A 23431-nucleotide genomic window follows, 5' to 3' on the forward strand; every position below is an offset into this window, starting at 1 on the left:
CTGAGGCCGGGGATGTCAACATATCTGGCGTTGACTTTTGGCACGCTGTTGAGTTCTCAAGGAACGGACGCTTCCTTCGGACCGCCTTCCAGCGGGCCCTCCGGGCTTCGTTCTTTCGTGTTTCCAGCTTATCAGATGTTTTCCGCTCCGTTTTCCGGAGTTTCATTCATCGGATTTGCTTTCCGCTTTGCCGCCCCGGTCTCCCGCGGCGACTCCGGAACTGTACGGGGACCGGCCCGCCACATGCAAATCGCCCCTGCCCGGGGCTCCGGGCAGGGGCGATCAGTGCCGGTCGACGCCGGTCGGAGCCGGGTCAGCGGACCTCGGTGATCTCCGGACCGCGCGCGAACGGGTCGAGCGAGGTGCCGCCGAAGCGGTTGTCGCCCTCGCCGGCGGCGGCGGCCCCGCCACCGTCGGCGACCATCTGGGCGTCCTCGGGAAGCTTCAGGACGATCGGGTCACGGGGAGCCATCGGGGACTCGCCGCGCACGACGACCGTCTGCCGGAAGACCTGCTCCAGGATCCCGGCCATCTCCGGCTGCACCGCGGCCTGGCCCGAGATCACACCGCGCAGGAACCAGCGCGGACCGTCGCAGCCGACGAACCGCACCAGCTGCACACCCTGGGTGCCGTCCGGCAGCTGCACCGGGACCTGGGCGCGGAGGTGCCAGCCGAGCGGGCCCTCCTCCTCCTCGATGAGGCCGCCCTGCGAGGTGATGCCGTTGGCGATCTCCTCCCGGACCTCCCCCCAGATGCCCTCGGACTTCGGGGCCGCGAAGGCCTGGAGCTGGATGGCGCTGTTGCCGAGCACGAGGGTGGCGGCCACGATCGCGTCACCGGCGACCTCGACGCGCAGCTCCATGCCCTCGACACCGGGGACCAGCAGACCCCCGAGGTCGACTCGCCCCTCCTCGGGGTTCTCGAGCTCGGAGTGGTCCCACGGACCGTCCGGCCGGGGGGCCGGCGGCAGGCCGACCCTGTCGGCCGGGTCCAGCTCGGTCACGTTCTCGCTCTCGGCGGAACCTTCGACGTCATCGGCCGTCTCGTCGGCGCTGATGGCGTCGTCGGCGAGCTGCTCGACAGCGTCCTCGCTCTTCTGGCGACGACGGAACACGGTCACTGTCCTTCCCGGTCCAAGACCGATGCGAATACCTGCTCGGCTTCCTGCGAGGCCGCGGGCATGCTAGACCGCGGCGTGACCGCCGGTCGACCCGAACCCGCCCTCGGCACGTGCCGACCCAGGCAGCTCCTCCACCTCGTGGAAACGGGCCTTCTCGACCTGCTGGATCACCAGCTGGGCGATCCGGTCCCCTCGGCGGAAGCTGACCCCCTCGCGCGGGTCCAGATTGACGACGATCACCTTGATCTCTCCACGGTACCCGGCATCGACCGTCCCCGGGGCGTTCACGAGGGCAACGCCGCAACGAGCTGCGAGCCCGGACCGGGGGTGGACGAAGGCCGCGTAGCCGTCCGGCAGGGCGACGGCGATGCCGGTGGGCAGGACGGCCCGCTCGCCGGGCGCCAGCTCGGCGTCGACGGTGGTGCGCAGATCGGCACCGGCGTCCCCGGGCTGCGCGTAGGCGGGCAGCGGCAGCTCGGGGTCGATGCGCTTGATCAGGACGTCCAGCTGCGGGCGGGGGGTGTCGCTCAAGGGTTCACCTCAAAGGCTCGTGCGCGCTTCATCAGATCCGGGTCGTCGAGGACCTTCTCGATGTCCTCGGGACGACCGTGCGTGGTGAAGTGTTCCAGCTTCACCTGGATGAAGAGGGCCTGCGCGCGGACGGCGAGCGGTCCGTCCGGGCCGCCGATCCGCGCCTCGGCGGCGCTGTAGATCTTGCGGCCGTGCACGCCGGTGATCCAGGCGCGCAGGTGCAGCACCGAGTCGACGGGCACCGGGCTGAGGAAGTCGGTCTCCAGCCGGCCGGTCACGGCGGGGGCGTGCAGCAGCCAGTTGAGCGTGCCGAGGGTCTCGTCCATGGCGGTGGTCAGCAGCCCGCCGTGGGCCAGGCCCGGGCCGCCCTGGTGGGCGTCGCGGACGGCGAACTCGGCGGTGACGTCGAGTCCCTCGCCGGCGACCGCGTCGATCCGCAGGCCGCCGGGGTGCTGCGGGCCGCAGCCGAAGCAGTGCTCGTAGTGGGAACCGAGCCGGGTGCCGGGGGCGGGCGCCCGGGGGTGGCGCTCCGGCAGGACGGCGTCCGGCGGCGGGGTGGTCGGGGTCGGCGGCATGACGGGCGCCGGCCGCTCGGTGGGGGTGCTGGGGGCTGTCGTACCGGTCACGGGGGCCAACCCTACCCAGGGGTAGGGGGCCTCCGGTGGGGGTGGCGTCCCGCGCCGGACGTCAGGGCGACCACAATGGGGGGCATGTACGACGAACGCCTCACGGTGCCGCGTTCCTGGTGGCTGCTCCCGATCGCGGTGGGTCTCACGCTCGCGCTGATCCTGATCCGGGTCAGCGGTCCGGCCGCGCTGATCGGGCTGGTGGTCGGCATCGCCGCCGGCGCGGTCGCGATCAGCAGTTACGGCTCGGCCCGCATCCGCGTGGTCCAGGGCTCACTGGTGGCCGGCCCGGCCCGGATCCCGGTGGACGCGCTCGGCGACGCTCAGGCGCTGAGCCCCGCCGAGGCGGCGGCCTGGCGCGGCCCGAAGGCCGATCCGCGCGCCTTCATGCTGCTGCGCAGCTACGTCCCGACGGCGCTGCGGGTCGAGGTGACCGACCCGGCCGACCCGACGCCGTACCTCTACCTGTCGACCCGCTCGCCGATGAAGCTGGCGGAGGCCCTGGAGGACGCCCGGCGCGGCGCCCGCACCTGAGGCGGGCCCGAGCCGGCCGTGAGCCGGCCGGGCCAGGACCCGGGCCGGACGAAGAGGCCGGCCGGACGAACCGAAGAGGCCGGACAAACGGAGAGGGACGGTTCCGCTGCTGCGGGACCGTCCCTACGACTTTGTCCTGACCGGGTTCCCGGCCGACTCCGTCCTGCCGGGCCCGTCCTGCCGGACGGTACCCGGACCTGCCGTCCGGCCCCGCTGCCCGGGGCCGGAAGGAGCGGTGTGCCGGTCCCGCGGGCGCAGCCGCGGGCACCGGGCCCTGTCCGCCGCGGTGCTCAGGCGCCGCAGTCCCGGCAGATCGGGTTGCCGTTCTTCTCGCTGTAGAGCTGGCTGCGGTGGTGCACCAGGAAGCAGCTCATGCAGGTGAACTCGTCGGCCTGCTTCGGCAGGACACGGACGGCGAGCTCCTCGTTCGAGAGGTCGGCGCCGGGAAGCTCCATGCCCTCCGCGGCGTCGAACTCGTCGACGTCGACAGAGCTGCCGCCCTTGTCGTTCCGCCGAGCCTTGAGCTCTTCGATGCTGTCCTCGTTGACGTCATCGTCGGTCTTGCGTGGGGTGTCGTAGTCGGTTGCCATTTGTCGCTCTCCCCCTCCGGGTTGTGCGGTGTGTGCGGTATCTCCAGCGCACGTAACGCATGGGGGGTCGGTCTTGTGCCCGACCCGAGGCGGAGATTTTGCCTTACTTCAAGCCCTGTTACTCAATCGACACTCAGCCCGGGCTCCATCGGGGTGATCCCCGGGCCTGCGGAAGGCCTCACGCTGGGCCATCGCCGACCCCCGTCAGCCCCGATAAACCAGACACGGACAGTGAGCAAGACCGGTGCGGGCGCCTGAGAAATCCCGTGCCCACCAGGGAGACCGACCGATCCCGTGGACCGGCCGGGGGCCGAAATCCGGTCACGGACGGCGACCGGCACCTCTGGGCCGGTGATCACTCTCCGGGGTTGCCCGGAATCGCGGAGCGACACGATGTGAGCTTGGTCACGTTAAGAATCTTCCTGGTCAAATCACGGAAAATCCACCCACTCCGACCGCCCGGCGCCGGGCCTCAGCCGGCGGTCCTCCGGGCCGCGCGACGGGCCAGCAGGGCGGCCTGGCGCTCCTCGAACTTCCGGGCCTGGTCGTCCAGCCCGTCCAGGAAGACGCCCAGCTCGTTCTGCGCCAGCAGGCCCTCCGGGCCGAGCCCGCCGATCTCCATGACCTTGAGGTGGCGCAGCACCGGCTGGAGCACGTCGTCGTGGTGGATACGCAGGTTGTACACCCCGCCGAGGGCGATCTGCGCGGCGGCGCGCTCGAAGCCGGGGATTCCGTGGCCGGGCATCCGGAAGTCGGTGACGACGTCGGCGACGGCCCGCATGGCCTGGTCCGGGGCGATCTCCAGGGCGGCCTTCAGCAGGTTCCGGTAGAAGACCATGTGGAGGTTCTCGTCGTTGGCGATCTTCGCCAGCAGCTGCTCGCAGAGCGGGTCGCCGGCGTACTTGCCGGTGTTGCGGTGCGAGATGCGGGTGGCGAGCTCCTGGAAGGCCACGTACGCGACCGAGTGCAGCATGCTGTGCGCGTTGTCGGACTCGAAGCCCTCGGACATGTGGCTCATCCGGGCCCGCTCCAGCTCCACCGGGTCGACCGCCCGGGTGGCGAGCAGGTAGTCGCGGATCGCTATCCCGTGGCGACCCTCCTCGGCCGTCCAGCGGTGCACCCAGGTGCCCCAGGCGCCCTCGCGGCCGAACATGGTCGCGATCTCGTGGTGGTAGCTGGGCAGGTTGTCCTCGGTCAGCAGGTTCACCACCAGCGACACCCGGCCCACCGCGGTCACCTGGGACTGCTCCAGGGACCAGGCCTCGCCGCCCAGCACGCCGTCGAAGTCGCGGCCCCGGCTCCACGGGACGAACTCGTGGGGCATCCACTCCTTCGCCACGGCCAGGTGGCGGTTGAGCTCCTTCTCGACGACCTCTTCGAGGGCGAGGATCAGCCGCGCGTCGGTCCAGCCGCTCGCGACGAGCGGGGAGCTGCTGCTCTGCACAGGGGCGATGGTCACGGTCTTGCTCCTGAGGGGACGGCACGCGCTGGGACGGGCGCGTTGAGACGGGGACACTTCGTGCGGACCCGCCGACGGGCCGCCGACGGATTCACCTACGGTTGCGTAGGTTACGACACCGTAAGTTGCTCGGGCCGGAAAAGACAAGCTGCCCCCGCCAGGCCTTATGTCGTCTTGACGGGCCTGGCGGGGGCGGCTGGGAACGGTCGCCTACGGAAGGGGCGTTCGGCCCTTACGGAGAGGGGATGCGGACCCTCATGGTGAGTCCGCCACCGGCGCGCGGCGTGGCCTCGATGGTGCCGCCGTGGGCGCGCACCACCGAGCGGACGATGGACAGGCCGAGTCCGACCCCCTTGTCGCTGCGGGTGCGGTCGGCGCCCTTGATCCGGCGGAACGGCTCGAAGATGTGCTCCAGCTCGTACCCGGGCACCACCGGGCCGGTGTTGGAGACCACCAGCTCGCCGCCGCCGGGCACCGCCGTGGTGGCCAGCTCGACCCAGCCTCCCGGGGTGTTGTAGCGCACGGCGTTCTGCAGCAGGTTGAGCGCGAGGCGCTCCAGCAGCACGCCGTTGCCGGCGGCCATGGCCGGATCGAGCTTCGAGCGCAGCTCGACCTCGCGCTTGTCGGCCTCGCCGCGGGTCTGCTCCAGCGCCCGGGTGGCCACCTCGGACAGCTCCACCGGGCGCCGGTCGGTCAGCTCGTTCTCGCTGCGGGCGAGCAGCAGCAGGCCCTCGACCAGCTGCTCGCTGCGCTCGTTGGTGGCCAGCAGGGTCCTCCCCAGCTGCTGGAGGTCGGACGAGGCCGCCGGGTCGGAGAGCTGGACCTCCAGCAGGGTGCGGTTGATCGCCAGCGGGGTGCGCAGCTCGTGCGAGGCGTTGGCGACGAAGCGCCGCTGGGAGTCGAAGGAGCGGTCCAGCCGGTCCAGCATGCCGTCGAAGGTGTCGGCGAGCTCCTTGAGCTCGTCGTCCGGGCCGTCCAGCTCGATCCGGCGGTGCAGGTCGGAGGAGGCCACGTCGCGGGCGGTGCGGGTGATCCGGCCGAGCGGGCGCAGCACCCGGCCGGCCATCGCGTAGCCCGCCGCGAAGGCGATCACGGCGAGGCAGACCAGCATGGTCAGCGACTTGCGCAGCAGGGTGTTGAGCGCGGAGTTGGAGCGCGCCAGGTAGTCGGCGGCCTGCCACTGGTTGTAGTCCGTGCTGTTCATGGTGGTGCTGACGCCGTCGGGGCTGGTGACCCGGAGGCTGCCGTCGAAGACCAGCTTGCGCGGCGCCAGGTACGAGACGGCGTCCTGGAAGAACACGTACATCAGGAGCAGCAGCACCACGCCGGCCATCAGGAACATCCCGCCGTAGAGCAGGGTGAGCCGCATCCGGATGGTGGGGCGGAAGGGCAGCCAGGCGAGCATGCCGTCGCCGGGGGTGTAGTGGCCGGGGCGGTGGACGCGCGGCGGGGTCAGGGGCTTCGGCGGGACGGCACGCGGGCCGCCGGCGGGCGCGCCGGAGGCCCCGCCGGCCGGGGGCGGGGTGGTCATGATGGTCCTCTCGGGGCGTCCGCCGGGGCGGGCGCGTACGGCGGGGAGTCCGGGGTCGGGCGGACTCCGGTCGTCAGATCCGGTAGCCGGAGCCCGGCACGGTGACGATCACCGGCGGGTCGCCGAGCTTGCGGCGCAGCGTCATCACGGTGACGCGCACGACGTTGGTGAACGGGTCGGTGTGCTCGTCCCAGGCCTTCTCCAGGAGCTGCTCGGCCGAGACGACGGCGCCGCCGGCCCGCATCAGCACCTCCAGGACGGCGAACTCCTTGGGGGCGAGCTGGACGGTGCGTCCGTCGCGGATCACCTCGCGCCGGCCGGGGTCGACCGAGATGCCGGCGCGTTCCAGCACCGGGGGCAGCGGGACGGTCGCACGGCGGCCCAGCGCCCTTACCCGGGCGACGAGTTCGCTGAAGGCGAACGGCTTCGGAAGGTAGTCGTCCGCGCCGATCTCCAGGCCCTCGACCCGGTCGCTGATGTCGCCGGAGGCGGTCAGCATGATCACCCGGGTGGCCAGGCCCTGCTCGACCACCTTGCGGCAGACGTCGTCCCCGTGCACCAGCGGAAGATCGCGGTCCAGGACGACGACGTCGTAGTCGTTGACCGCGATGCGCTGGAGCGCGGCCTCCCCGTCGTACACCACGTCGACGGCCATCGCCTCGCGGCGCAGGCCGGTCGCGACGGCCTCGGCAAGCAGCTGCTCGTCCTCGACGACGAGAACCCGCACGGTCGTTGTCCCTTCTCCAGGCCGGCCCCGGAAAGCGGACGCGCGGCTCCGACGGTGCCTCCATCCTGCCTGGTCCGGCGGTAAAGCAGCGATAAGCTGCCCCTCGGGCACGGAGCCGGAGCCCCCGGCCGTCACCGTTCGCACCCGCAGCACTCCGCTTGGACTGTGACACAGGCAACTTTCTTCCGCCGGGAGGTTTCCCGCTCTCCGGGGCGGGGAGGACAGCTGCACACCCGCGATCTGGCTGACGGCCGGTCGCACCCACCCGCCGTGCGTTCATCCGCGCCGGCCCTGGGGCTGGGACATCACCGGGAGCGGCCGAAGGGCCGTCTCCGCACCTATCCGGACCTTCACCACCATCCGGGCTCGGTGCTTTCACCGGCTGGACCTCCTCGGGGCGGAGAGCGCACGACCGTGCACGTCCGACACAGTAAGGGGGCCCGTATGGACGCCTTCAAGGCCGGAATCCTGCAGCGCATAGCCAACGCCGAGCAGGATCTGCACCGCGCGATCGAGGCCGGGGACGAGTTCCTCGCCGAGGTGGAGCAGTCCGAGCTGGACGACCTCCGCCGACTCGCCGCCGAGCACGGCGTGGACACGGTGCTGGAGCGCCACCGCACCGCTGCCTGACCCGTTCGGCACACCGACCAGTCGCCGGATCTCCGGCACCAGCGGCCCTGCGGGGGCCGTGCGAAACCCAGGCCCTGGCATTCCCCGTATGCCAGGGCTCTTCGCATGTCCGGGGCCGCCCCGCCCGGACCCGCGGGTTCCGCGGGCGGGGCGGCCGGAACCGGTCAGTCCGCCCAGGCGCGCAGCGCGGCCAGCCGCTCCTGGAGCGGCTCGTACACCCCGGGGGCGGCGGCCACGGTCAGCTCGCCGTCGGGGCCGTGCCCGGGACGGCCGCCGACCAGGGCCCCGGCCTCGGCGGCGATCAGGCAGCCGGCCGCCCGGTCCCAGGGGGCGAGGCCACGCTCGTAGTACCCGTCCAGCCGCCCGGCGGCGACGTCGCACAGGTCCACCGCGGCCGCCCCGCCCCGGCGGATGTCGCGCACCTGCGGCATCAGCGCCAGCAGCACCTCGGCCTGCCGGACCCGCACCGACTGGACGTAGTTGAAACCGGTGGCGATCAGCGCCTGGCCCCAGGGCGGGGCCGGGCGGGCCGAGACCGGTCGGCCGTCGAGGCGGGCACCGCGGCCCAGGACGGCGTGGAACAGCTCGCCGCGGGCCGGGGCGTACACCACGCCGACGACCGCGCGGCCGTCCACCTCGGCGGCCACGCTGACCGCCCAGGAGGGCAGCCCGTACAGGTAGTTGACCGTCCCGTCGAGCGGGTCCACGACCCAGCGGACCCCGCTGGTGCCCGGCCGCTCGGCGCCCTCCTCGCCGAGGTAGCCGTCCTCCGGGCGGCGGTCGGTGATCAGCTCCAGGACGAGCTTCTCGGAGGCGAGGTCCATCTCGGTGACCACGTCGACCGGGCTGCTCTTGGTGCCGGCCACGCCGAGGTCGGCGGGGCGGCCGTCGCGCAGCAGGGCGCCGGCCTGCCGGGCCGCGTCCAGGGCGACCTCCAGCAGGTCGTCGAGGAGCCGGTCGTCGGGCAGGGCGGGGGTGGGCACGGGGTTCTCCTCCGGAGCGACGGGACGGACGGGACGCGCGGGACGGACCGGGCGCGCGGGACGGGCGGTCAGTGCTCGGCGACGGCCGGACGCGGGGCGCGCGGGTTCGGGCAGCAGGCCACCGCGCACACGTCGTGGCTGGGGCCGAGGGTGCCGAGGGCGCAGCGGGTCACCCGCTCGCCGCGCTCGACGGCGGCCCGCTCCAGGACGAGCTCGCGCACCGCCGCGGTGAACCGGGGGTCGGCGCCGACGGTGCCGGCCCGGGCCACCGGCAGGCCGAGCTCGGCGGCCTTGGCCACGGCCTCGGTGTCGAGGTCGTACTTGACCTCCATGTGGTCGGAGACGAAGCCGATCGGGACCATGACCACGGCGGGCGCGCCGTCGGCGTGCTGGGCCTCCAGGTGGTCGCAGACGTCGGGTTCCAGCCACGGGGTGTGCGGGGCCCCGCTGCGGCTCTGGTACACCAGCTCCCACGGCCGCTCGGCCACGCCGGTGCGGTCGGCCACCGCGGCGGCGATCAGCCGGGCCACGTCCAGGTGCTGGGCGACGTACGCGCCGCCGGGCTCGCCGCGGGCCGGGTCGTCCGGGGCGCCGGAGGTCTCGGCCATCGAGTCCGGGACCGAGTGGGTGGTGAACGCCAGCCGGGCGCCGGGACGGACGGCCTCGGGCAGCTCCTCCAGGGCGGCCAGGACGGCGTCGGTCATCGGCTCGACGAAGCCCGGGTGGTTGTAGAAGTGCCGCAGCTTGTCGACCCGCAGAGCGGGCACGCCCTCCTCGGCGAGCGCGGCCAGCGCGTCGGCCAGGTTCTCCCGGTACTGGCGGCAGCCCGAGTAGCCGGCGTAGGCGCTGGTGGCGAGCACCGCGATCCGGCGGTGGCCGTCGGCGGCCAGCTCCCGCAGGGTGTCGACCAGGTAGGGCGCCCAGTTCCGGTTGCCCCAGTACACCGGCAGGTCCAGCCCGTGCTCGGCGAAGTCCTTGCGCAGCGCGGCGAGCAGCTCGCGGTTCTGCCCGTTGATCGGACTGACCCCGCCGAACATGAAGTAGTGCTTGCCCACCTCCTTCAGCCGCTCCTTGGGGATGCCGCGGCCGCGGGTGACGTTCTCCAGGAACGGGACGACGTCCTCGGGGCCCTCGGGCCCGCCGAAGGAGAGCAGCAGCAGGGCGTCGTACGGGGCGGCGCCGGAGGGGGAGGGTTTGCGCGCGTCGGACATGGCACCGATCCTGCCACTGAGGGGCCGGGCGCCGTCGCGGGGGCCGCGCGGGTGTCCGGAAAATACCGTTTGCCAACGTACGTAAGCTGTGTTTGCCAGCCTTGTTCCTTACTCCCCCTGCCCGGAGCTCCCGTGCTGTCCAGCTACCGCCAGATATTCGCCTCCCCCGGCACTCTGGCCTTCTCCTCCACCGGCTTCGTCTCCCGACTGCCGATCTCCATGACCGGGATCGGCATCGTGACCATGCTGTCCCAGCTCAGAGGCTCCTACGGAGTGGCCGGCCTGGTCTCCGCCTGCCTCGCGGTCTCCGCCGCGATCCTCGGCCCCCAGGTCTCCCGGCTGGTGGACCGGCACGGCCAGCGGAGAATCATCGTCCCCGCCATGGCGATCACCATCGTCGCCGTCACCGGCCTGCTGCTCTGCGCCCGGCTGGAGGCCCCGGACTGGACGCTGTTCCTCTTCGCCGCCGGCATGGGAGTGATGCCCAGCACCGGTGCGATGGTCCGCGCCCGCTGGGCCCACCTCTACCGCGAGGACACCGGCAAGCTGCACACCGCCTACTCCTTCGAGGCCGTGGTCGACGAGGTCTGCTTCATCGTCGGCCCGATCCTCTCCATCGGCCTGGCCACCTCCGTCTTCCCCGAGGCCGGCGTGCTGCTCGCCGGGATCTTCCTCGCCGTCGGCGTGCTGCTGTTCGCCGGGCAGCGCTCCACCGAGCCGCCGGTCCACCCGGCCGCCCGGCACGCGGGCGGCTCGGTCATCCTCAACCGCGGCCTCCAGGTCCTGATCGTGACCTTCGTCGCCACCGGCGCGATCTTCGGCTCGGTCGAGGTGGTCACCGTCGCCTACGCCGAGGCCCAGGGCCACAAGTCGATCTCCAGCGTGATCCTCGCCCTGTGGGCGCTCGGCTCCTGCCTGGCCGGGGTGGTCTTCGGGACCCTCAAGCTCACCGGCTCGATGGCGGTGCGCTTCCTCGTCGGCGTCCTGTTCATGGCGATCAGCATGGTGCCGCTGCTGCTGGTCGCCCACGCGGTGCACGGCGTCGGCGGGCTGGTCGCGGTCGGCGCCGCACTGCTGATCGCCGGCATCGCCATCTCCCCCACCCTGATCACCGCGATGGCCCTGGTCGAACGGCTCGTCCCGGCCTCCCAGCTGACCGAGGGCATGACCTGGACCACCACCGGCCTGGCCCTCGGCGTCGCGGTCGGATCCTCGGCCGGCGGCTGGGTGGTCGACGCCTCCGGAGCCGCCGCGGGCTACTGGGTGCCGCTGGCCGCGGGCCTGCTCGGCGTGGTCGCCGCCCTCGCCGGCCTCGCCCGGCTGCGCGCCGGACTGGCCACCGAACCCACCGCCGAGGCGGCCGCCGACGGGGCCGGACGACCCGTAGACGCCGACCGGTGAACTGACTAGTCTCTCGCCCTACCCGCGGGCCGTACCGGCGGGTAGGGCGGTAGCGCCGCCCCGGACCGCGCCGACCCGTTCGGCCACGGAGCAGGAGGCAGCGCAATGCCCCAGGCCAGTACCGCGACCCCCACCCGGTGGACCAACTGGGCCGGCAACCAGAGCGCCCGGCCCGCCCGGGCCGCCGCCCCCGGCACCGCGGAGGAACTGGCCAAGGAGATCCTGCGGGCCGCCGAACAGGGCCGCACCGTCAAGGCCGTCGGCTCCGGCCACTCCTTCACCTCCATCGCCTCCGCCGGCGACGGCGTCCAGATCCGCCCGCACGCGCTCACCGCCGTCCGCGGGATCGACCGCGAGGCCGGCACCATCACCGTCGAGTCCGGCCTCCCGCTGCACCGGCTCAACCGGGTCCTCGCCGCCGAGGGCCTCTCGCTGACCAACATGGGCGACATCGAGGTCCAGACCGTGGCCGGCGCCACCAGTACCGGCACCCACGGCACCGGCCGCGACTCCGGCTCGCTGGCCGCCCAGATCCGCGCCCTGGAGATCGTCCTCGCCGACGGCACCGTCCGGCGCTGCTCCCCCACCGAGAACCCCCGGCTCTTCCAGGGCGCCCGGCTCGGCCTCGGCGCCCTCGGCGTGATCACCGCGCTCACCTTCGGCGTCGAGCCGGCCTTCCTGCTCACCGCGCACGAACAGCCGATGGGCTTCGACGAGGTGCTGGAGCGCCTGGACGACCTCACCGCCGTCAACGAGCACTTCGAGTTCTACTGGTTCCCGCACACCGACCGCTGCGCCACCAAGCGCAACAACCGCAGTCAGGGTCCGGCCGCCCCGCTGCCCCGGTTCAAGGAGTGGCTGGAGGACGACTTCCTCTCCAACACCGTCTGGGAGGGCGCCTGCCGGGTCGGTCGGCGCTTCCCCGGCTCGATCCCCTCCATCGCCTCGATGGCCAGCCGGGCCTGGTCCGAGCGCAGCTTCACCGACACCGCGTACAAGGTGTTCACCAGCCCGCGCAAGGTCCGCTTCGTGGAGATGGAGTACGCGGTGCCGCGCGCGGCCGTCGGCGAGGTGCTGCGCGAACTGAAGGCCCTGGTCGAGCGCTCCGACTGGAAGGTCAGCTTCCCGGTCGAGGTGCGCTTCGCCCCCGCCGACGACCTCTGGCTCTCCACCGCCTCCGGACGGGACAGCGCCTACATCGCCGTCCACCTCTACCGGGGCACCGCCGACCAGGGCTACTTCACCGGCGTCGAACAGCTGATGACCGCCCATCAGGGCCGGCCGCACTGGGGCAAGCTGCACACCCGCGACGCCGAGTACCTGGCCGGCGTCTACCCGCACTTCGGCGACTTCACCGCGCTGCGCGACGAGGTCGATCCGCAGCGGGTGTTCGGCAACGACTACCTGCGCCGGGTGCTGGGCGCCTAGACCGTCTCCTAGGAGGTCGCGGCGGTCCCGTCGGCCGACGGCGGGGCCACCGGCGCCTTCGCCGGTTCCTTCAGCGGCTCCCTCGCCGGGGCCTCGCTCGTCGCCGGCGGCTGCGGGGTCGTCCCGCCGCCGGGCTTCCCGCCGCCCGCCGACGGGGAGGCGCCGGCCGACGGGGTCGCGCCCGGGCCCGCCGAGGGCGAGGCCGTCCCCGCGCCGGTGCTCGGCGTGTCGCCCGGCTCCCGGCTCGGCCGGGTGGTCGCCGGGGCCGAGGCCCCGCCGGACGGCGCGGTGTCCTGGCCCGGGCGGCCGCCCGGGGCGGGCCGGTCCGTCGGGGCGTCCTTCGGCCGGTCGGACTTGTCGGACTTGGACGTCAGCGCCCCGCCGAAGGACGTGCCGTTGCCGGACTCGCCCTTGACCGTCGCCGACACCGGCTGCCCGGTGGCCAGTTCGAACGCCACGATCGGCGCCATCGCCAGCACGAAGACCAGCCCGGACACCGCCGCGTACGTCTTCCAGCCCCACCGCCGGCGCGCCCGCACCACCTGCGGCTCGTTCCATTCCGAGGTGATCACCGGCGGCTGCGCCCGCGTCCCGGACGGCCCGGTCTCCACCGGCGCCTGCCGCAGGGTGTTGGCGGCCTGGTTCGGCCCCCGGTCCACCGCCTCGCGCAGCTGCTCACCGGTCCGCTTGAAGATGTGCTGGAACACCGCGCCACCGGTGGTGGCCCCGATGCTCACCACGGCGGCGCCCAGGATCGTGCCGTACACCCCCAGCTCGGAGGCCAGCAGCGCGCCCACCACCGTGGCCAGCGCACTCGCCGCGACCTGAGCCACACTCAGATCGATGCGCCTGCGCTCCTCCTTGACCTTTCCGCCCTCCTCGGCGGGGCTCCGCTCCGGCATCAACATCCCTCGGTCCGTACGACTGTTCCTCGAACAAGGCTCTCCATCTTGCACAAAGAAGGACACAAGGGACGAAAATGCGGTTCTCCGCACCCGGATTGTGTGAAGATGATCACCGTTCATCCGACGGTGGTCCGCCATTGGGGGAGCGCGCTCTTGAGATTCCCGTGAATCGCGGGAGACTTGAGCGGCGAGCCGCCCCGCTGGATGCCACGAATGGAGTACTGTTCGTAAAGCCCGAGCCTTGGGTCGACTTGTCGACTACGTCTACACCGGTAGCTTGACGAGGAGCCACTGAACGGGCACGCACGGCGACGCCGGTCCCGGATCGTCGCGAACACTCCGCGTGCGAGGACGGCCGGGACACCCAGGCGCGACGCCGACGGACGGCGTGGCAAAAAGGCAACCGTGCCACAGCGGCGCGCGCGGGCATAAGCCCGACACGCCGGGGAACTCAGCAAGGTTGTGGCCAGTCGCCAGTGGGCAGGCCACACTCAGTACGGGAGCAGCGACGCAGGTGACGTCGGCAGGCACCACCCGGGAGGTAACCGTGCCCGAACTGCGGGTTGTGGCCGTCAGCAACGACGGCACACGGCTGGTGCTCAAGGCTGCCGACAGCACGGAGTACACCCTTCCCATCGATGAGCGGCTGCGTGCCGCCATCCGCGGGGATCGGCCGCGCCTCGGCCAGATCGAGATCGAGGTCGAGAGCCATCTGCGGCCCCGGGACATCCAGGCCCGGATACGAGCCGGTGCCTCCGCCGAGGAGGTCGCCCAGGCGGCCGGCATCTCCGTCGACCGCGTCCGCCGCTTCGAGGGCCCGGTGCTCGCCGAGCGCGCCTTCATGGCCGAGCGTGCCCGCAAGACCGCGATCCGCCGCAACGGCGAGTCCCCCGGTCCGCAGCTCGGCGAGGCCGTCGCCGAGCGGCTCGCGCTGCGCGGCGCCGAGAAGGAGACCGAGCGCTGGGACTCCTGGCGGCGCGACGACGGCACCTGGGAGGTCATCCTCTCCTACCGGGCCGACGGCGAGGGCCGCAGCGCCTCCTGGACGTACGACCCGCCCCGGCGCCTGGTCCAGCCCAACGACGACGAGGCCCGCGCGCTGATCGGCGAGAACGTCGAGCGCGAGGAGGAGTCGGTCTTCCCGTTCATCCCGCGGATCGCCCGGCTCCCCCACGAGCGGCCGCCCCGCCCGATGATCGACCGGCCCTCGGCCGACCGCATCATGTCGGCCCGCGAGGTCCGCGAGTCGCGGGAGGCCACCGCCGAGGCCCGGGACTCCTTGACCAGCCTGCTCGACGTGGTCCCCGCCTTCCGCGGCGACCTCGCCGTCGGCGCCCCCGCCCCGATCGAACCGGTGCCCGCCGAGGTCGCCGAGGAGAGCGAGGAGGCCGCTGCGGCGGCCGCCCCGGCCGTCGGCGCGGGCTCGGCCTACGCCGACATCCTGATGCCGCGCGCCGTCGCCCCGCACCGTGAGCGCCTGGTCGGCACCACCGACCGGCAGGCCGAGGCGGACGGCGTCCGGCCCGGGCGCCGGGCCACCGTGCCCAGCTGGGACGAGATCGTCTTCGGCAGCCGGCGCAAGAAGCAGGAGTAGCAGCGCAGCAGCAGCACGGTGGTACGGGGCGTCGGCCGAGCCGGCGCCCCCTACCGCTGCGCACCCGTCGGGGGATCCCGCCGCAGGGTGCGCGCAGGCTCAGCCCGGCTGCTCGGTGACCGCCACCGGACGCGACTCGTCGCTCGACCACTCGCTCCAGGAGCCCGGGTACAGCACGGCCGGCAGACCCGCCACCTCCAGCGCCAGGATCTGGTGCGCCGCCGTCACGCCCGAACCGCAGTACACCGCGGTCTCCCGCTCCCCCGCGCCCAGCGCCCGGAACCGGGCGGCCAGCTCGGCGGCCGGCCGGAACCGGCCGTCCGGGCCCACGTTCCCGGCCGTCGGCGCCGAGACCGCGCCCGGGATGTGCCCGGCCCGCGGGTCCACCGGCTCGCTCTCGCCCCGGTAGCGCTCCCCGGACCGGGCGTCCAGCAGCAGGCCGCCGCGCGCCAGGGCCGCGGCGCCGTCCCCGTCCACCGTCGGCAGCTGCCCCGGCACCGGCTTGAAGTCGCCCTCCCCCGGCTCCGGCAGCTCGGTCGACACCGGCAGCCCGGCCCCCTGCCAGGCCGCGAACCCGCCGTCCAGCACCCGGACGTCCCGGTGCCCGGCCCAGCGCAGCAGCCACCAGGCCCGGGCCGCCGCCATCGAGGCCGCGCCGTCGTACACCACGACCGGGCGCAGCGCACTCACCCCGAAGCGGCGCATCGCCGCGCCGAACTCCTCCGGGTCCGGCAGCGGGTGGCGACCGCCCCGGCCGGGGGCGCCGGGCGGGGCGGCCAGGTCCCGGTCCAGCTCGACGAAGTGGGCGCCGGGCAGGTGACCGGCCCGGTACTCCTCGGCCGCGGTCGGGCCGCCCGGCGCGGCGCCGACCAGCTGGTAGCGCACGTCCAGCAGCACCGGCGGCAGCGCGGAGGCCAGCGCCTCCCGCAGCTCGGCCGTGGAGATCAGCGGGGAACCGTCGTTGTAGGTGGTGGTCATGGCGGCCATTGTCGCGCAGCGCGGCCCCGGCGACGGGGCATCCGGCTCCTTGCCGTAGTCCGACCCGCGAAATCCGACGGAATCCGTCGGGACACGCCCGAACCGCCGCTCTTTGTGGGGTCTTTGCCGGATTTTCCGCGCGGCCCGAGGGTTGGGCGCCCGCCAGGGTGGAAGCATCACCCTCGCGCGCGTGGATTTCCGTGCGCCAACCACCCACGAGGAGGCCCGCATTGCCCGCGGTGGAACTCCGACTGGCCCAGGGCACGCCCTGCTGGGTCAGCCTGCTGACCGACGACCTGCCCGGCGCCCGCGCCTTCTACGGCGCCCTGCTCGGCTGGACGTACACGCCCGGGCCCGGGCAGCTCGGCGACTACGTCCGGGCCGAGCTCGACGGGGCGCCGGTGGCCGGCCTCGGCGTCTCCACCGCCACCGGCTTCCCGGTGCAGTGGACCACCTACTTCGCCGTGGACGACGCCGACCGCACCGCCCAGCTGGTCCGCGAGTGCAGCGGGACCGTCGCCGTCGGACCGCTCCAGGCCGAACGCGCCGGGCGGATGGCCATCGCCGCCGACGTCTCCGGTGCGGTCTTCGGCCTCTGGCAGGGCGAGGAGCACCTCGGCCGGGAGGCCGGCCGCGAACCGGGCGCCCCGGCCTGGGCCGAACTGCTCACCCCCGACGCACAGGGCGCCGCCGCCTTCTACTCCACCGTGTTCGGTCGCCCGGTCCGCTCCACCGCGGACGAGACCGCGCTGCTGGTGAGCGGGCGGCCGGTCGCCGGCATCCGGCACCGCGCCGAACTGCGCGGCCACCCGCCGCGCTGGCGCACCCACTTCGTGGTCCGCGACGCCGGGCTTGCCGCCCGTCACGCCGTGGAGCTCGGCGGCCGGGTCCTGGTCGAACCGCACGACACCGCCCGCGGCCGCGCCGCCCGGCTCGCCGACCCGCAGGGCGGGCACTTCTCCGTGCTGGAAGTGATTCCGTAGCGGCCGCCGCCGTCCGGGGGCGCCGGTGCCTGCGGGCCGCCGGCCCTCTCGGGCCTGCTGCTCCGCTCCGGCCTGCCGATCCCCTCGGGCCTGCCGATCCCCTCAGGCCTGCTGCTCCTCGAAGGGCAGCACGTCCGGGGAGAGCACCGAGGCGCGCGCCGTCGCGGCGGTCAGCCGGCGGCGGTGGTGGCGGCGGCACAGCACCTCGTAGCCGACCTCGTCCCGGTCCACCGAGATGTCGCCGATCACCACCTGCGCGCCCTCGACCACCATCACCCCGCCGACCGTCCGGGCGTTGTGGGTGGCCCGGGCGCCGCACCAGCACAGCGCCTCGACCTGGAGCACCTCCACCCGGTCGGCCAGCTCGATCAGCCGCTGCGAGCCCGGGAACAGCCGGGTGCGGAAGTCGGTGGTGATGCCGAAGGTGTAGACGTCGATGTCCATCTCGTCCACCACCCGGGCCAGCTGGTCGACCTGTTCGGCCGCGAAGAACTGCGCCTCGTCGCAGATCAGGTAGTCCACCCGCCCGCCGGCCGAGATCCGCTGCACCACGTGCGCGTGGAAGTCGAAGTCGTCCGTCACCTCGACCGCGTCGGCGCGCAGGCCCAACCGGCTGGAGATCGTCGCCGCGCCCGCCCGGTCGTTGCGGGTGAGGATCACACCCTGCCGGCCGCGCGCGGTGTGGTTGTGGTCCATCTGCAGCGCCAGCGTCGACTTGCCGCAGTCCATCGTGCCCGAGAAGAACACCAGTTCAGCCATGGGTGGAGCAAAGGCCTTTCAAATCAAGGGAGTTCGGGCACAGATAAGTCAAGTGGGCGGCGCGGCCCGGCTAGCCGCGGACTTCGAGCAGCGGCACGAACTGCTCGACCGGGGTCATCGAACCGTGCAGACCGATCATCGCGGACTCGCCGGGCTCGTTGCGGGAGGCGACGATCGCGATGTCGTCGCGCGCCGCGGCCACCACGTCGCCGATCCGGGCGTACACCCGCTCGTCCACCGTCGGACCGAACCAGCCCGCCTCGATCGCCCGGTCCCGGGTGGCCACCCACATCCGGTCGCCCAGCACCTCGCTCCAGACCGCGTGCACATCGGCCGCCGCACCGGGCACCGCGTACACGTGCCGGGCCCGGCCCTCGCCGCCGAGCAGGGCGACGCCGGCGCCCAGCTCCCAGTCCTCGTCGAAGTCGATCCGGTCCTCCGGCGCGATGTCGATCATGCCGTGGTCGGCCGTCACGTACATCGCCGAGCGCGGCGGCAGCTGCGCGGCCAGCCGGCGGGCCAGCCGGTCCACCGCGTCCAGCGTCATCCGCCACTCGTCCGAGTCCACCCCGAAGCGGTGGCCCGCACCGTCCAGCTCGCTGACGTAGGTGTACACCAGTGCCCGGTCGTGCTCGGCCAGCCAGGAGGCCGCCAGGTCCATCCGCTCCTCGCCCGTGGTGCGGCCGAGGAAGGTGCCGCCGGACAGCGCCACCCTGGTCAGCGGGGTCTGGGCGAACAGCGGGGACGAGACCTGCGCGGTCGCCACCCCGGCCTGGTGGGTGCGCTCGAAGACCGTCGGGTACGGCTGCCAGGCGTGCGGGTCGGTCGGCGGCTGCCAACGCAGCTGGTTCATCAGGTAGCCGGCGCCCGGCACCGCCACCGTGTACCCGGCCAGGCCGTGCAGGCCCGGCGGCGTGCCGGTGCCGACCGAGGCCAGCGAGGTCGCCGTGGTCGACGGGAAGCCCGCGGTCAGCGGACGGCCGCTGCCACCCAGCGAACTCCCGACGAGCGAGGACAGGAACGGCGCGTACTCGGGGTGGCGCAGCAGCAGCTCCCAGCCCAGGCCGTCCACCAGGAACACCACCACCCGGTCCGCCGGGGCGATCGGGAGCGTCGCGGTGAACCCGGGGACGCCCAGCCCCGCCGCCACCGAGGGCAGCAGGTCGCACAGCGAGCCGCTGCCGTACGGGGGCGCGGGGGCCGTGGCCGGGTCAAGGATCTCGAAGGCGTCGTAGCCGTCGGCAGGAACGAAGGACATGGAACCGGATTCGTAGCGGTGCGGTCGGTCGGATGCGGCGGAACTCAGACCCGCGGGCTGGTGCTGATCGTCGCGTCGGACAGCGCCCGGGCGAACACCAGCGCCTGGGCCACCGTCTCCGGGCCGTCGCCGGCCTCGCTCACCCGCAGGGAGAGGTCGTCGGCCGTGGCCGAGCCGGTGTAGCCGTGGTCCGCCTCGCAGTTCGGGTCCGAGCAGCCGGCCGGCTCCAGATCCAGGCGCTGCACCGCGCCCCAGCCGATCGTCAGCACCACCTCGCGCGGCAGGGTGCCCGGGGTGTACGTCTCGGGGTTCGCCACCATCCGGCTCAGCACGACCGAACCGATCCGGTCCAGCCGGACGCTCTCCGTCGACGTCGTCGCGAACGGCACCGCCGGGCTGCCCTCGGCCCCGGACTGCTCGTCGGTGTGACTCACCACGAACCGGGTCGGGGTGAGCACCAGCACCGTCACGTGCCGGCGCACCTCGTTGGCGTCGAACGTCGTCTCCTGGTGCACCAGGTAGGAGCTGATCGGCTCCGGGCCCACCGCGGACTCGACCGCCTCGGACACCAGGGCCGGGTAGTAGCCGCTGCGCTCGATAGCCGAGCGCAGGTCCTGAGTGGTGGTGGTACCGGTCTTCGCCATATCTCCATCCTGGCATGGTCCGCCGACGAAGCGGGCGGCACGGCGCCGAGCTTCGGACAACAGCGCCCGGGCAGGGCGCAACCAAGGAAGGTTACAGCGTGCTCATCGCGCGCGGGCCCAGATCGCTGCGGACCGGCAGGGGTGCGACCCGTACCCGCGCCCCCAGGATCGCCAGCCCGTGCGGGGCCACGACCACCGGTTCGAGATCCACCGAGGCGATCTCCGGAACGTCGTCCACCAGCTGCGAGACCCGCAGCAGCAGTTCCTCCAGCGCGCCGGTGTCCACCGCCTCGGCGCCGCGCCAGCCGAACAGCAGCGGCGCCGCCCGGACCTCCCGGATCAGCCCGGCGACGTCCTGATCGGTGGCCGGAACCAGCCGGTGCGCCGTGTCGCCCAGCAGTTCGGCCGGCGCACCGGCCAGGCCGAACGAGAGGATCGCGCCGACCGCCGGGTCCACCGTGGCGGCGATCACGGTGTCCACGCCGCGCGGCGCCATCCGCTGGACCACCAGCTCGGCCTGCGCGGCGCCGCCGAGCAGCGCGTCCAGTTCGCGGTGGGCGCGGCGCAGGCCCGCCTCGTCGGTCAGGTCCAGCCGGACGCTGCCCAGGTCGGGGCGGTGGCGCAGGTGCGGGGCGGTCGCCTTGAGGGCCACCGGGTAGCCGAGCGTCCCCGCGGCCCGTACGGCCGTCTCCTCGTCCGGGGCCGGCCGCACCGGGGAGACGTCGATCCCGTAGCGGGCCAGCAGCTCCTGGGCCCCGGCCTCGGGCAGGGTGATCCGGGCGCCGCCGGGCTGGGTGCGCGCGGCCACCGCGGCCCGGGTGCTCAGCGCCGCCTCCACCAGCCGGCGGGCGCCGGGCTCGTCGATCCGGTCCAGCTCGGGGACGCGCGCCGTCTCCTCGGCCTCGGCCGTGCGGCGGCGCCACTGCGCGTAGTGCACGGCGTGGGTGAGGGCGTTCACGGCCCGCTCGGGCGCCGCGTAGGCGGGGATGCCGCCGGGGCGCAGCCGGGTCGGCAGGTCGGTCAGCGCCAGGTGGGTGAGCAGCAGCGGCTTGCCCAGCTCCCGGGCGCGCAGGGCCGCTTCGAGCAGGGCGGCGGCGATCTCCGGGTCGTCCGAGCCCATCGCCGGGTCGTCCTCGCCGGTCAGCCGGCCGCCCATGAAGGCGTGGGCGGAGGTGCCGATCGGCGGGATGGCGACGGCGATCACCGCGTCCACGGCCGGGTCGGCGAGCGCGACGTCCAGGGCGATCCGGAAGTTCTCGCCGGTCGCGGCGGTGGTGAGGTCGACGGGAGTGCACGGGCGCAGGCCGGCGCTCAGCAGGGCGTCGTAGGTGAGCAGGCCGAGCGAGTCGGAGTTGCCGACCACCGCGACCCGGTCCCCCGGCGGCAGCGGCTGCTGGGCCAGCAGCTCGCCGGTGTCGTACAGCTCGGTGATCGTCGCCACCCGGGTGACGCCCGCCTGTTCGAACAGCGCGTCCACGGTGGCGTCGCGCAGGCCGGTGGCGGTGGCGGGGACGGCGTGGCCGGGCGGCAGGCTGCCGGTGTGCCGGGCGCCCTTGACCACCACGACCGGCTTGACGGCGGCCAGCCGGCGGGCGATCCGGGTGAACTTGCGCGGGTTGCCGAAGGACTCCAGGTACAGCAGCACCACCTGGGTGGCGTCGTCCTCGGCCCAGTACTGGAGGAAGTCGTTGCCGGAGACGTCGGAGCGGTTGCCGACCGAGGCGAAGGAGGAGACGCCGAGGCCGCGCTTGTGGGCGGCCTCCAGCAGGGCCACGCCGATCGCACCGGACTGGCAGAAGATCCCGAAGCCGCCGCTACCGGGCAGGCGCGGGGCGAGCGAGGCGTTCAGCGGGTGCTGCGGGTCGGTGTTGATCAGGCCGAAGGCGTTCGGGCCGATCACCCGCATGCCGGCCGCGCGGGCCTGGCGGACCAGCGCGCGCTGGCGGTCCCGGCCCTCCGGACCGGTCTCCGCGTAGCCGGCGGTGACCACCACCAGGCCCTGCACCCCGTGGGCGCCGCAGTCGGCGACGGCGGCCGGGACGGCGCCCTCGGGGACGGCGATCACGGCGAGGTCCACCGGTCCGGGAATGTCCAGAATCGAACGGTGGACCGGGACGCCGTCCAGCTCGGTGCCGGGCGCGGCGTTGCGGTTCACCGCGTACACCGCGCGGTCGGCCGGGGCGTCGTCCCCCAGCAGGTCGCGCAGGATGGCCCGGCCGACGGTCTGCGGGGTGCGGGAGACCCCGATCACCGCCACCGAGCGCGGGGTGAGCAGCCGCTGCACCGAGCGCGCCTCGGCGCGGTGCTCGCGGGCGCGCATCACGGCGAGCGAGCGGTCCGTCTGTTCGAGGTCGAACTCCAGGTGCACCACGCCGTCGGCGAAGCTGCGGTGCTGGGTGTAGCCGGCGTCGGTGAAGACCTTCACCATCTTCCGGTTCTCCGGCAGCACTTCGGCCTGGAAGCGGCGGATGCCGCGCTCCTGCGCGACCGCCGCGATGTGCTCCAGCAGGGCGGAGGCCACGCCGCGGCCCTGGTGGGCGTCCTGCACGAGGAAGGCCACCTCGGCGTCGGTGCCGGTGTCGCAGGGGCGGCCCTCGGCGTCGATCCGGTCGTACCGGACGGTGGCGATGAAGCGGTCCCGGACCACCACCGCGAGGCCCACCCGGTTCACGAAGTCGTGGTGGGTGAAGCGGCGGACGTCCTTGTCGGAGAGCCGCGGATAGGGGGCGAAGAAGCGGAAGTACTTGGACTGGTCCGACACCTGCTCGTAGAACTCCACGAGCCGGCCGGCGTCGGCGGGGGTGATCGGCCGGATCCGGGCCGTGCCGCCGTCACGCAGCAGGATGTCCGCTTCCCAGTGCTGCGGATAGTCGGGCTGCTCGGGGTTCGCCACCGCGGGGTCTTCCACATTCGTCAGGTTATCCGGCGGCGGGCCGAATGGCGCCGGGCGCGTGCTCACGGCAGGGTGGACAGCGCCATCGACCGGGGTTTATGCCCCGAAAAGAAACAATCACAACTCCTGAACGCGGCGGTTTCCAGGGGCCGCCTGCGTGCAACACTGGTCTAGACAACATGGCCGCTTCCCCCGCTCCCCCTGAGCACGGCCGTGACCAGCTTCACCGGAAAGGCACGTCTCATGGCTGAGCGCCGCGTCACCATCGGTTGGGCCGAGGGCCTGCACGCCCGTCCCGCCTCCGTCTTCGTCCGGGCCGTCACGGCCACCGGCGTGCCGATCACCATCGCCAAGCCCGGCGGCAACCCGGTCAACGCCGCCTCCATGCTCGGCCTCCTCGGCCTGGGCGCCCAGGGCGGCGACGAGGTCATCCTCGCCTCCGACGCCGAGAACGCCGACGACGCCCTCGACCGCCTCGCCAAGCTCGTCTCCGAAGGCCTCGACGAACTCCCGGCCGCGGCCTGAGCCTCGCAGCACACACCCGATCGGGGGGGGGGGGGCCCCGGGGGGGGGGCCGCCCCCGGGGGGGGGGGTGGGGGATGGGGGCGGCCCGCAATGTGTTGGGGGGGGCCAACACCACGGACGG

22 protein-coding genes are annotated in these 23431 nt (G+C 73.5%); 7 read left to right on the forward strand and 15 right to left on the reverse strand.

All coding sequences use genetic code 11. From position 1 onward, the window contains the following. Positions 1 to 313: 313 nt before the first annotated feature. The 3 genes from ACFWJ4_RS34265 to ACFWJ4_RS34275 all read right to left on the reverse strand — a co-directional run bounded on the left by ACFWJ4_RS34265 (position 314) and on the right by ACFWJ4_RS34275 (position 2226). Complete coding sequence (locus tag ACFWJ4_RS34265; RefSeq protein ID WP_380551264.1) at positions 314 to 1114, reverse strand: DUF3710 domain-containing protein; 801 nt, start codon at positions 1112 to 1114, stop codon at positions 314 to 316. Positions 1115 to 1183: 69 nt separating this feature from the next. Next, positions 1184 to 1651, reverse strand: coding sequence for a dUTP diphosphatase (gene dut / locus ACFWJ4_RS34270; RefSeq protein WP_030239204.1), 468 nt, complete (start codon positions 1649 to 1651; stop codon positions 1184 to 1186). Beyond that, positions 1648 to 2226: a PaaI family thioesterase gene (locus tag ACFWJ4_RS34275; RefSeq protein ID WP_359913260.1), complete on the reverse strand. Its 579-nt coding sequence runs from the start codon at positions 2224 to 2226 to the stop codon at positions 1648 to 1650. The genes dut and ACFWJ4_RS34275 overlap by 4 nt, the downstream gene beginning before the upstream one ends. A gap of 135 nt (positions 2227 to 2361) precedes the next feature. Between ACFWJ4_RS34275 and ACFWJ4_RS34280 the strand changes: the two genes are divergently transcribed. Continuing rightward, positions 2362 to 2811, forward strand: coding sequence for a DUF3093 domain-containing protein (locus tag ACFWJ4_RS34280; protein WP_380350893.1), 450 nt, complete (start codon positions 2362 to 2364; stop codon positions 2809 to 2811). A gap of 290 nt (positions 2812 to 3101) precedes the next feature. Here ACFWJ4_RS34280 and ACFWJ4_RS34285 read toward each other — a convergent pair whose 3' ends face one another. The 4 genes from ACFWJ4_RS34285 to ACFWJ4_RS34300 all read right to left on the reverse strand — a co-directional run bounded on the left by ACFWJ4_RS34285 (position 3102) and on the right by ACFWJ4_RS34300 (position 7118). Next, complete coding sequence (locus ACFWJ4_RS34285) at positions 3102 to 3401, reverse strand: DUF4193 domain-containing protein (protein WP_329924615.1); 300 nt, start codon at positions 3399 to 3401, stop codon at positions 3102 to 3104. A gap of 472 nt (positions 3402 to 3873) precedes the next feature. Further along, positions 3874 to 4860, reverse strand: coding sequence for an acyl-ACP desaturase (locus ACFWJ4_RS34290; protein WP_380551267.1), 987 nt, complete (start codon positions 4858 to 4860; stop codon positions 3874 to 3876). A gap of 232 nt (positions 4861 to 5092) precedes the next feature. After that, the gene (locus tag ACFWJ4_RS34295) at positions 5093 to 6391 is read right to left on the reverse strand and encodes a sensor histidine kinase (protein WP_380551270.1); all 1299 of its coding nucleotides are present in this window, start codon (positions 6389 to 6391) and stop codon (positions 5093 to 5095) included. Positions 6392 to 6464: 73 nt separating this feature from the next. Beyond that, a complete protein-coding gene (locus ACFWJ4_RS34300) occupies positions 6465 to 7118 on the reverse strand; it encodes a response regulator transcription factor (RefSeq protein ID WP_359913230.1) in 654 nt (217 codons plus the stop codon). Positions 7119 to 7562: 444 nt separating this feature from the next. On the opposite strand from ACFWJ4_RS34300, the gene ACFWJ4_RS34305 reads away from it, so the two are divergent. After that, positions 7563 to 7748 (forward strand): hypothetical protein, encoded by a 186-nt coding sequence (locus ACFWJ4_RS34305; protein WP_030057688.1) that lies wholly within the window; start codon positions 7563 to 7565, stop codon positions 7746 to 7748. 164 nt (positions 7749 to 7912) lie between these two features. Here ACFWJ4_RS34305 and ACFWJ4_RS34310 read toward each other — a convergent pair whose 3' ends face one another. Both ACFWJ4_RS34310 and ACFWJ4_RS34315 read right to left on the reverse strand, forming a co-directional pair. After that, a complete protein-coding gene (locus ACFWJ4_RS34310) occupies positions 7913 to 8731 on the reverse strand; it encodes an inositol monophosphatase family protein (protein ID WP_380551273.1) in 819 nt (272 codons plus the stop codon). 68 nt (positions 8732 to 8799) lie between these two features. Then, entirely contained in the window at positions 8800 to 9942 is a 1143-nt protein-coding gene (locus ACFWJ4_RS34315; protein ID WP_380551276.1) for a ferrochelatase, read from the reverse strand. 132 nt (positions 9943 to 10074) lie between these two features. Between ACFWJ4_RS34315 and ACFWJ4_RS34320 the strand changes: the two genes are divergently transcribed. Then, a complete protein-coding gene (locus ACFWJ4_RS34320; protein WP_380551279.1) occupies positions 10075 to 11343 on the forward strand; it encodes an MFS transporter in 1269 nt (422 codons plus the stop codon). Positions 11344 to 11448: 105 nt separating this feature from the next. Then, entirely contained in the window at positions 11449 to 12771 is a 1323-nt protein-coding gene (locus ACFWJ4_RS34325) for a D-arabinono-1,4-lactone oxidase (protein WP_380551282.1), read from the forward strand. A gap of 8 nt (positions 12772 to 12779) precedes the next feature. Here ACFWJ4_RS34325 and ACFWJ4_RS34330 read toward each other — a convergent pair whose 3' ends face one another. Then, entirely contained in the window at positions 12780 to 13673 is an 894-nt protein-coding gene (locus ACFWJ4_RS34330) for a hypothetical protein (protein WP_380551285.1), read from the reverse strand. A 517-nt stretch (positions 13674 to 14190) separates the two neighbouring features. Between ACFWJ4_RS34330 and sepH the strand changes: the two genes are divergently transcribed. Next, positions 14191 to 15270 carry a septation protein SepH gene (sepH, locus tag ACFWJ4_RS34335; protein WP_359913245.1) on the forward strand — a complete coding sequence of 360 codons (1080 nt, stop codon included), beginning with the start codon at positions 14191 to 14193 and terminating at the stop codon, positions 15268 to 15270. A 99-nt stretch (positions 15271 to 15369) separates the two neighbouring features. Here sepH and ACFWJ4_RS34340 read toward each other — a convergent pair whose 3' ends face one another. Further along, positions 15370 to 16248, reverse strand: coding sequence for a sulfurtransferase (locus ACFWJ4_RS34340; RefSeq protein WP_380551288.1), 879 nt, complete (start codon positions 16246 to 16248; stop codon positions 15370 to 15372). A 239-nt stretch (positions 16249 to 16487) separates the two neighbouring features. Between ACFWJ4_RS34340 and ACFWJ4_RS34345 the strand changes: the two genes are divergently transcribed. After that, the gene (locus ACFWJ4_RS34345; protein ID WP_380551297.1) at positions 16488 to 17231 is read left to right on the forward strand and encodes a VOC family protein; all 744 of its coding nucleotides are present in this window, start codon (positions 16488 to 16490) and stop codon (positions 17229 to 17231) included. Positions 17232 to 17333: 102 nt separating this feature from the next. On the opposite strand, the gene ACFWJ4_RS34350 is transcribed toward ACFWJ4_RS34345, so the two are convergent. The 4 genes from ACFWJ4_RS34350 to ACFWJ4_RS34365 form a co-directional block, all read right to left on the reverse strand. Beyond that, positions 17334 to 17990 carry a thymidine kinase gene (locus ACFWJ4_RS34350; RefSeq protein WP_380551291.1) on the reverse strand — a complete coding sequence of 219 codons (657 nt, stop codon included), beginning with the start codon at positions 17988 to 17990 and terminating at the stop codon, positions 17334 to 17336. A gap of 70 nt (positions 17991 to 18060) precedes the next feature. Continuing rightward, positions 18061 to 19248, reverse strand: a complete 1188-nt coding sequence (locus tag ACFWJ4_RS34355; RefSeq protein ID WP_359913253.1) for a nucleotide pyrophosphatase/phosphodiesterase family protein — start codon at positions 19246 to 19248, stop codon at positions 18061 to 18063. Positions 19249 to 19292: 44 nt separating this feature from the next. Next, entirely contained in the window at positions 19293 to 19892 is a 600-nt protein-coding gene (locus ACFWJ4_RS34360) for a DUF5998 family protein (protein ID WP_359913254.1), read from the reverse strand. 91 nt (positions 19893 to 19983) lie between these two features. Next, positions 19984 to 22800, reverse strand: a complete 2817-nt coding sequence (locus ACFWJ4_RS34365) for a GNAT family N-acetyltransferase (RefSeq protein WP_380551294.1) — start codon at positions 22798 to 22800, stop codon at positions 19984 to 19986. A gap of 228 nt (positions 22801 to 23028) precedes the next feature. Here ACFWJ4_RS34365 and ACFWJ4_RS34370 point away from each other — a divergent pair, with 228 nt between their 5' ends. Continuing rightward, positions 23029 to 23310 carry an HPr family phosphocarrier protein gene (locus tag ACFWJ4_RS34370; RefSeq protein ID WP_049653316.1) on the forward strand — a complete coding sequence of 94 codons (282 nt, stop codon included), beginning with the start codon at positions 23029 to 23031 and terminating at the stop codon, positions 23308 to 23310. The last annotated feature ends 121 nt before the right edge of the window (positions 23311 to 23431 follow it).

Origin of the sequence: Kitasatospora sp. NPDC127067 (genome assembly GCF_042724755.1) — a bacterium.
Classification (GTDB): domain Bacteria; phylum Actinomycetota; class Actinomycetes; order Streptomycetales; family Streptomycetaceae; genus Kitasatospora; species Kitasatospora lactacystinica.

Excerpts from the sequence above, each read along its gene's own strand:
- ACFWJ4_RS34275 (WP_359913260.1), bottom strand. The coding sequence starts at position 2,226 with ATGCCGCCGACCCCGACCACCCCGCCGCCGGACGCCGTCCTGCCGGAG.
- ACFWJ4_RS34280 (WP_380350893.1), top strand. The coding sequence starts at position 2,362 with ATGTACGACGAACGCCTCACGGTGCCGCGTTCCTGGTGGCTGCTCCCG.
- ACFWJ4_RS34285 (WP_329924615.1), bottom strand. The coding sequence starts at position 3,401 with ATGGCAACCGACTACGACACCCCACGCAAGACCGACGATGACGTCAAC.
- ACFWJ4_RS34295 (WP_380551270.1), bottom strand. The coding sequence starts at position 6,391 with ATGACCACCCCGCCCCCGGCCGGCGGGGCCTCCGGCGCGCCCGCCGGC.
- ACFWJ4_RS34305 (WP_030057688.1), top strand. The coding sequence starts at position 7,563 with ATGGACGCCTTCAAGGCCGGAATCCTGCAGCGCATAGCCAACGCCGAG.
- ACFWJ4_RS34315 (WP_380551276.1), bottom strand. The coding sequence starts at position 9,942 with ATGTCCGACGCGCGCAAACCCTCCCCCTCCGGCGCCGCCCCGTACGAC.
- ACFWJ4_RS34325 (WP_380551282.1), top strand. The coding sequence starts at position 11,449 with ATGCCCCAGGCCAGTACCGCGACCCCCACCCGGTGGACCAACTGGGCC.
- ACFWJ4_RS34330 (WP_380551285.1), bottom strand. The coding sequence starts at position 13,673 with ATGCCGGAGCGGAGCCCCGCCGAGGAGGGCGGAAAGGTCAAGGAGGAG.
- ACFWJ4_RS34340 (WP_380551288.1), bottom strand. The coding sequence starts at position 16,248 with ATGACCACCACCTACAACGACGGTTCCCCGCTGATCTCCACGGCCGAG.
- ACFWJ4_RS34350 (WP_380551291.1), bottom strand. The coding sequence starts at position 17,990 with ATGGCTGAACTGGTGTTCTTCTCGGGCACGATGGACTGCGGCAAGTCG.
- ACFWJ4_RS34355 (WP_359913253.1), bottom strand. The coding sequence starts at position 19,248 with ATGTCCTTCGTTCCTGCCGACGGCTACGACGCCTTCGAGATCCTTGAC.
- ACFWJ4_RS34360 (WP_359913254.1), bottom strand. The coding sequence starts at position 19,892 with ATGGCGAAGACCGGTACCACCACCACTCAGGACCTGCGCTCGGCTATC.
- ACFWJ4_RS34370 (WP_049653316.1), top strand. The coding sequence starts at position 23,029 with ATGGCTGAGCGCCGCGTCACCATCGGTTGGGCCGAGGGCCTGCACGCC.